The organism is Mesorhizobium sp. M7A.F.Ca.CA.003.01.2.1, from assembly GCF_003998945.1.
GTDB lineage: Bacteria > Pseudomonadota > Alphaproteobacteria > Rhizobiales > Rhizobiaceae > Mesorhizobium > Mesorhizobium ciceri.
In genome coordinates, this window is record NZ_RZRA01000284.1 from 1 (window position 1) to 5,921 (window position 5,921).

A 5,921-nucleotide genomic window follows, 5' to 3' on the forward strand; every position below is an offset into this window, starting at 1 on the left:
CCTTGCCGCGCCTGTTGCTCGGAACGGGGATCGTCGTCCTTTTTTGGGCAGCAACCACCGTGGCCGTGCTGGTCGGCGGCACCTATGCCTTCTTCGCCCGGCAGGCGGCCCCATCATCCGGCATGCAGGGTTTCCTCGCCTCGCCCATCGGCATTCTCACCGCGCTCGTCTCGTTCGCCGGCATCTGGATCGGCCTGTGGGTCGCGATGCGCTGGGTGCATGGCGAGAAGCTGTCGGCGCTGCTCGGCAACAGCCGGCGTGTTTCATGGTCCGGCTTCCTCAAGGGGCTGATCGCGGTGCTGATCACCTCGTTGATCTCCGAAATCCTGCTCTATCTCTTGCAGCCGCAGATCGCGCGCGGCCCGATCAGCCTGTCGTCCTGGCTGCTGTTTGCGATCCCGATCGCCGCGCTCACTCTGTTGCAGACCTCGTCGGAAGAGTTGCTGTTTCGCGGCTACCTGCTGCGCGGGCTGGCCAGCCGGTTCAAGAGCCCGTTCATCTGGGCGCTGCTGCCGGCCCTGCTGTTCACCTCGCTGCATTGGAGTGCGAGTTCGTCGCCAGCCATCAACGCCTGTGTGCTGGCGTCGATCGCCGCTTTCGCGTTGCTGCTGACGCTTGTCGTTTACGCAACAGGCAATCTCGGCGCCGCGCTGGGTGCTCATCTCGGCAACAACCTGACCGGCTTCCTGCTGATCTCGCATCAGGAAAGCTACAATTCCTTCGCCCTGTTCAACGCCAGGCCGCTCGAGGGACCGGGCTGGGCAACGTCGGATGCGGTTCTCATCGCCTTCATCGGCATCGCCTGCAGCCTGCTGACCATCGGGCTGCTTTTGCATCCGCGCTCGCCGCTCAAGGTCGCCGCCGAGCTTCCGGACCGCGCGAGCACGGCCTGAATGCGGGTCCGGGAATGACGCTACCCGGCCCTTGTCTTGACTCTTGCGCAGATTTCCTGTCTACACGCCCCGAATTCCGCGACGAGTATCCCTCCGAGCAAGCCGACCAGGACGCCGAAACCTCTTTGAGGTGAAGTGCTGTAAATCGATCCTGGAGGCCAACACCCGGCAGCGCTGAGCGCCCCCGGGTGCTTTTTGGTTTTGGCTTTTGCTTGGACTTTTGGTTGGACACTGGGCGCGAACGCATTACCTCTCGGGCACCATCCGGGTGCCAGGGAAAAGGAAAACGAATGTTTGAATCGCTACAGGAACGTCTTGGTTCGATCCTGAACGGCCTGACCGGCCGCGGCGCGCTGTCGGAGGCTGATGTCTCGGCGGCGCTGCGCGAGGTGCGCCGTGCGCTGCTCGAAGCCGACGTGGCGCTGGAAGTGGTGCGCTCCTTCACCGACAAGGTGCGCGAGAAGGCCGTCGGCGCTGCCGTGGTCAAGTCGATCAAGCCCGGCCAGATGGTCGTCAAGATCGTTCATGACGAACTGGTCGACATGCTCGGCGCTGAAGGCGTCGCCATCGATCTCAATGCCCCGGCGCCGGTCGTCATCATGATGGTCGGCCTGCAGGGTTCCGGCAAGACGACCACTTCGGCCAAGATCGCCAAGCGTCTTTCCGAGCGTCAGAACAAGAAGGTCCTGATGGCCTCGCTCGACACGCGGCGCCCCGCCGCGCAGGAGCAGCTTCGCCAGCTCGGCGAACAGGTCAAGGTCGCCACGCTGCCGATCATCGACGGCCAGTCGCCGGTCGACATCGCGCGCCGCGCCGTGCAGGCGGCCAAGCTCGGCGGCCACGACGTCGTCATCCTCGACACCGCCGGCCGCACCCATATCGACGAGCCGCTGATGGTCGAGATGGCCGACATCAAGAAGGTATCGAGCCCGCACGAAATCCTGCTGGTCGCCGATTCGCTGACCGGCCAGGACGCCGTCAACCTGGCCAAGAGCTTCGACGAGCGCGTCGGCATCACCGGTCTCGTGCTGACCCGCATGGACGGCGACGGCCGTGGCGGTGCTGCCCTTTCGATGCGCGCCGTCACCGGCAAGCCGATCAAGCTGATCGGCACCGGCGAAAAGATGGACGGGCTGGAGGAATTCCACCCCAAGCGCATCGCTGACCGCATCCTCGGCATGGGCGACATTGTCTCGCTCGTCGAAAAGGCCGCCGAGAACATCGACGCCGAACAGGCGGCGGCGATGGCCAAGAAGATGCAGTCGGGCAAGTTCGACCTGAACGATCTCGCCGGCCAGCTTCAGCAGATGTCGAAGATGGGCGGCATGGGCGGCATCATGGGCATGATGCCCGGCATGGGCAAGATGAAGGACCAGATGGCCGCCGCCGGTCTCGACGACAAGATGTTCGGCCGCCAGCTCGCCATCATCTCGTCGATGACCAAGGCAGAGCGCGCCAATCCCGATTTGCTCAAGCATTCGCGCAAGAAGCGCATCGCTGCCGGTTCCGGCACCGACGCGGCCGAAATCAACAAGCTGCTCAAAATGCATCGCGGCATGGCCGACATGATGAAGGCAATGGGCGGCAAGGGCAAAGGCGGCGGCCTGATGCGCGGCATGATGGGCGGCCTCGCCTCCAAGATGGGCCTCGGCGGCATGATGCCCGGCGGTATGGGTGGCATGATGGGCGGCGGCATGCCGGACCTGTCGAAGATGGATCCCAAGCAGCTCGAAGCCTTGCAGAAGCAGGCGCAGGCAGCCGGCCTAGGCGGCGGCATGAAAGGCCTTCCCGGCGGCGGTGGCCTGCCCAGCGGCATGCCAGGTTTGCCCGGCGGCATGAAACTTCCCGGGCTTCCCGGCCTCGGCGGTGGCGGGCTGCCCGGCCTTGGCAAGAAGAAGTGAGGACGCCATGAACGAAGAAAAGGACATGGCCGACGCCCGCGCCCTCCTGGCAGATTACCGGGCGTCGATCGACAACATCGACGCAGCCCTCATCCACATGCTTGCCGAGCGCTTCCGCTGCACCAAGGCGGTTGGCGTGCTGAAGGCGACTCATGGCTTGCCGCCGGCCGACCCGGCACGCGAGCAGCAGCAGATCGCCCGGCTTCGCCAACTGGCGAAGGATGCCCATCTCGACCCGGATTTCGCGGAAAAGTTCCTCAACTTCGTCGTCCGCGAAGTGATCCGCCACCACGAACAGATCGCCGCTTCCAACGGCGTGACGAAAACCAACTGAAACCCAATCAACGAACTTAGTTTTTAGGAGAAAAGAAATGCCCTTGAAGATCCGACTGGCCCGTGCGGGCTCGAAGAAGCGTCCTTACTACCACGTCGTCATTGCCGACGCCCGTTCGCCGCGTGACGGCCGGTTCATCGAGTCCATCGGCTCGTGGAACCCGCTGCTGCCCAAGGACGGCGAACGCGTCAAGGTCGACGCCGACCGCGTCAAGCATTGGCTGGCGCATGGCGCCCAGCCGACCGACCGCGTGCTGCGCTTCCTCGACGAGGCCGGCCTCGTCAAGCGCGACGCCCGTTCCAACCCGAAGAAGGCCGAGCCGGGCAAGAAGGCGCAGGAACGCGCTGCTCTTCTGAAGAAGGCGCAGGAAGATGCCGCTGCTGCCGTTGCCGCCGCCGCGGCTGCACCGGCCGAGGCGGAAGCCGCAACCGCCGAATAAGTATTTGCTCTATCGCATCCAGGAAAACGGCGGGCCATGTGCCCGCCGTTTTTTCATTCGACCCTGTCTGTAAAAGCCGCCCGGTCAATAGCCGCGCGGGCAGCGGTCAATATAGACGCGGCCACGGCTATCGCGGTAGCGGCATTCGCCACGCTCGCTCGCCCGGCCGATCAGCGCGCCGGCAACAGCGCCGACAGCACCACCGACGACGGCGCCTTCAACCGGATCGCCGGCGACGGCCGCACCGACGGCAGCGCCACCGAGGCCGCCTACGGCCGCGCCTTTTTCCGTTTGCGAACAAGCGGCGAGCGGCACCAGCAGCGCCATCAAAAGCATCGTTTTCTTCATCGTCGTTCCTCTCCGATAGGAGCCGCCTCCGCCGCCGGGCGAATCTCTAACTCGCAACTCGACGATTCGATCCCTGAGATATTGCCCGGCAAAGGGTTCAGGCTTCGAGCCGAAAGCGGTGCTTCGATCCGGATCTAACGGCTGAACGGGATCAGCGCGCGGAGCCTGGAATCGCGCAGATACAGGCCACCCCACAGGATAATGCCGAGATAGACGCCGAACAGAATGTGCGAGAACAGCGGGTTGTCGACGCGGACATTGGTGGCGATGGCGCCGCCCATATAGGCAGTAAGCAGGATGGCGCCGAGCACCGAGGTGCGCGGCAGCGCGTAGAGAGCGGTCGAGATCAGGCCGATGACGCCAAGCATGCGCGCGACATTCGGATCGGCCGGCCAGCCAAGCGGTACCATCGTCTGGATGACGATATCGAGCGGCGGCAGCTTGATGGCGCCGTCGAAGATCATGAACAGCACGATGACGCCGCTGAGCGCGCGGCCGGTCCACAAAGCGCCCGGCGAGACGGGCGCGGTTTCGGAAATGCTCATGATGGTCCCTCCTGATGGTTCTATCCCCTTCTTGCTGGGGTCGAACCAAGGACGTGGCATGGAGCGGCGATCCGACAGCGGGGCAGATTCTTTTAAGCCCGCGCGCCTTTGCCTACGAAAAATAGAACTTTTCCGCCGGGATCATCTTCGGCGGCGTTTCGCCAAGCGCCTCGAACACCGAGATTTCGCAGACACGGCAGAGGCTGTCGAGAGCGAGGTCGTTGGCTTCGGTCCCGAACGGATCCTCGAGCTCTTCCGACAGCGCGTCGAGGCCGAAGAAAGTGTAGGCGATCAGCGCGGTGAACAGCGGCGTCGCCCAACCGGTGGTCGAGATCAGGCCGATCGGCAGCAGCAGGCAGACGATATAGGCCGTGCGATGCACCAGCAGCGTGTAGGCGAACGGCAAGGGCGTACCGGCGATCCGCTCGCAGCCGGCCTGGATGGCCGCGACCGACGCGAGCCTCTCATCGAGGATACGAAAGCCGATCGTGTCGACGTCGCCCGCCAGGCGCTGCGCATTGGCACGCCGGCCCATGCGCCTGACCATCTCATCCGCCGGATTGGAAAAGGCTGCTGCCTTGTCCGCCTCCGCGTCGATGAAGGCACGGGCATCCTTCATGCTGTCGATCTTGCGCAACTGCCCGCGCAGGAAATGACAGAAGGCGAGCGCTTCCATCAGCAGGGCGCGCTGTTCGGTCTGGTCCGGGATGAGGCTGGTGGTGGCGCGTGCCAGGTTGCGCATTTCGAAGACCAGCGCGCCCCACAGCTTGCGCGCCTCCCACCAACGGTCGTAGGCGGCGTTGTTGCGGAACGAGAGATAGATCGACAATGTCACGCCGACCAGGCCGAAAGGCGTGATGTTGAAGACGCTGAAATCAAGCTGGAACCGGCGCGCCGCGGCCAGGATGATCGCGGAATAAAGCGCGAAGCCCAATATTTGCGGCAGAATGCGTGGCACGACCGAACCGCGCATGATGAAGAACAGCTGCAGGAATGTGGGGCGCGGGCGAACGATCATCGAAGGCCTTTCACGGACCGGCACTGGCCCTCAGCTTCTCTATTGTGCGATGCGACAGCTCTGCAAGCCCAGCCGCCAGCGACATCGCCATGTCGTCCTTGCAGCGCCTGGACTATCGGCACGCGCCGGTCGCGGATATTGAAGAGCACGTGGGCTGCGGCCCGTTTTTTGCAGGCGAGGGAAGACAGATGGCCGGCGAAACCGATCTCAAGACACTGCTGGCGTCGATGACACCGGAGCTGCTCGCCGGCGCCTATGTCTTCGTCACGCTGGCACCCGGCGTCCCTCAGCCGGAAGGCGTTGAGCCGGTGATGGTGTTTCGCGAGCGCGAGGGTGTGACGCTGATCGTGACCGAGGAGGAGGCCAACGCCGCGGCACTGACCGCTTCGTTCCGCTGCCGGATGCTGACGCTGAACATCCATTCGTCGCTGGAAGCCGTCGGC

At 64.2% G+C, this 5,921-nt stretch carries 8 protein-coding genes; 5 read left to right on the forward strand and 3 right to left on the reverse strand.

From position 1 onward, the window contains the following. Nucleotides 1-2 precede the first annotated feature (2 nt). The 4 genes from EN969_RS13745 (at nucleotide 3) to rpsP (ending at nucleotide 3,567) form a co-directional block, all read left to right on the forward strand. On the forward strand, nucleotides 3-893 hold the full coding sequence (locus EN969_RS13745) for a CPBP family intramembrane glutamic endopeptidase (RefSeq protein ID WP_245467438.1): 891 nt from the start codon (nucleotides 3-5) through the stop codon (nucleotides 891-893). Between the two features lie 290 nt (nucleotides 894-1,183). Beyond that, the gene (ffh, locus tag EN969_RS13750) at nucleotides 1,184-2,794 is read left to right on the forward strand and encodes a signal recognition particle protein (RefSeq protein ID WP_024504031.1); all 1,611 of its coding nucleotides are present in this window, start codon (nucleotides 1,184-1,186) and stop codon (nucleotides 2,792-2,794) included. 7 nt (nucleotides 2,795-2,801) lie between these two features. Continuing rightward, complete coding sequence (locus tag EN969_RS13755; protein ID WP_013528801.1) at nucleotides 2,802-3,128, forward strand: chorismate mutase; 327 nt, start codon at nucleotides 2,802-2,804, stop codon at nucleotides 3,126-3,128. A 37-nt stretch (nucleotides 3,129-3,165) separates the two neighbouring features. After that, on the forward strand, nucleotides 3,166-3,567 hold the full coding sequence (gene rpsP / locus EN969_RS13760) for a 30S ribosomal protein S16 (protein WP_013528800.1): 402 nt from the start codon (nucleotides 3,166-3,168) through the stop codon (nucleotides 3,565-3,567). A gap of 84 nt (nucleotides 3,568-3,651) precedes the next feature. On the opposite strand, the gene EN969_RS13765 is transcribed toward rpsP, so the two are convergent. From EN969_RS13765 to EN969_RS13775, 3 genes are all read right to left on the reverse strand, one after another. Beyond that, nucleotides 3,652-3,915 carry a glycine zipper domain-containing protein gene (locus tag EN969_RS13765; RefSeq protein ID WP_013528799.1) on the reverse strand — a complete coding sequence of 88 codons (264 nt, stop codon included), beginning with the start codon at nucleotides 3,913-3,915 and terminating at the stop codon, nucleotides 3,652-3,654. Between the two features lie 134 nt (nucleotides 3,916-4,049). Then, nucleotides 4,050-4,460: a DoxX family protein gene (locus tag EN969_RS13770; protein ID WP_063169559.1), complete on the reverse strand. Its 411-nt coding sequence runs from the start codon at nucleotides 4,458-4,460 to the stop codon at nucleotides 4,050-4,052. Nucleotides 4,461-4,572: 112 nt separating this feature from the next. Further along, nucleotides 4,573-5,478, reverse strand: a complete 906-nt coding sequence (locus EN969_RS13775) for a bestrophin family ion channel (RefSeq protein ID WP_063169560.1) — start codon at nucleotides 5,476-5,478, stop codon at nucleotides 4,573-4,575. Between the two features lie 188 nt (nucleotides 5,479-5,666). Between EN969_RS13775 and EN969_RS13780 the strand changes: the two genes are divergently transcribed. Further along, the coding region (locus tag EN969_RS13780) for an ACT domain-containing protein (protein ID WP_348632387.1) at nucleotides 5,667-5,921 on the forward strand (255 nt) is incomplete at its 3' end.

What these genes read in the sequence shown, in the direction of transcription:
- ffh (WP_024504031.1), top strand. Translation starts at nt 1,184, where the DNA reads ATGTTTGAATCGCTACAGGAACGTCTTGGTTCGATCCTGAACGGCCTG.
- EN969_RS13755 (WP_013528801.1), top strand. Translation starts at nt 2,802, where the DNA reads ATGAACGAAGAAAAGGACATGGCCGACGCCCGCGCCCTCCTGGCAGAT.
- rpsP (WP_013528800.1), top strand. Translation starts at nt 3,166, where the DNA reads ATGCCCTTGAAGATCCGACTGGCCCGTGCGGGCTCGAAGAAGCGTCCT.
- EN969_RS13765 (WP_013528799.1), bottom strand. Translation starts at nt 3,915, where the DNA reads ATGAAGAAAACGATGCTTTTGATGGCGCTGCTGGTGCCGCTCGCCGCT.
- EN969_RS13770 (WP_063169559.1), bottom strand. Translation starts at nt 4,460, where the DNA reads ATGAGCATTTCCGAAACCGCGCCCGTCTCGCCGGGCGCTTTGTGGACC.
- EN969_RS13775 (WP_063169560.1), bottom strand. Translation starts at nt 5,478, where the DNA reads ATGATCGTTCGCCCGCGCCCCACATTCCTGCAGCTGTTCTTCATCATG.